Origin of the sequence: Sphingomonas segetis (assembly GCF_009720245.1) — a bacterium.
Classification (GTDB): Bacteria; Pseudomonadota; Alphaproteobacteria; order Sphingomonadales; family Sphingomonadaceae; genus Sphingomicrobium; species Sphingomicrobium segetis.
The window spans coordinates 1-530 of record NZ_WJSQ01000327.1; the positions used below are offsets into that span (position 1 = coordinate 1).

1 protein-coding gene is annotated in these 530 nt (G+C 72.6%); it reads left to right on the forward strand.

All coding sequences use genetic code 11. The features are described 5' to 3' along the window. Positions 1 to 2: 2 nt before the first annotated feature. A partial coding sequence (locus GH737_RS15050) for a TetR family transcriptional regulator (protein WP_155265554.1) occupies positions 3 to 530 on the forward strand: 528 nt, incomplete at its 3' end.

Genomic DNA, 530 nt, shown 5'->3' on the forward strand with positions numbered 1-530 from the left:
GCCTGAGCCCGGAGGAGAGCCGCTCGGCCGCGATCGCCGCCGCGCGCCGGCTGCTGCTCGCCGACGGGCCGCAGGCGGTGACCCTCAAGGCAGTCGCCGCCGAGGTCGGCCGTACCCACGCCAACCTCCTCCACCATTTCGGGTCGGCGGCGGGTCTCCAGGCGGAGCTCGCCCGCGCCATCGCAAATTCGGTGACGTCGACCATCGCCGAGGCGGTCGAGCGCGCGCGCGCCGGCGAAGCGGATGCGCGCGAAATCGTCGACCGCACCTTCGACGTGTTCGACCGCGAAGGAGCAGGAGCGCTTGCCGCGTGGATGATCCTCACCGGCAACCGTGATGCGCTCGACCCGATCCTCGATTCGATCCGCGGCCTCGTCGCCCAGCTCAGCGTTGGCCGCGAGGAGCATCACGTCGCCGAGAGCACGCTGGCGCTGGTTCTCAGCGCGCTCGGCGATTCGCTGCTCGGCGCGCCAATCGCCGGGACGCTGGGCCTGCCGCGCGATACCGCCCGCGAGCTCGCCGCCGAAAGG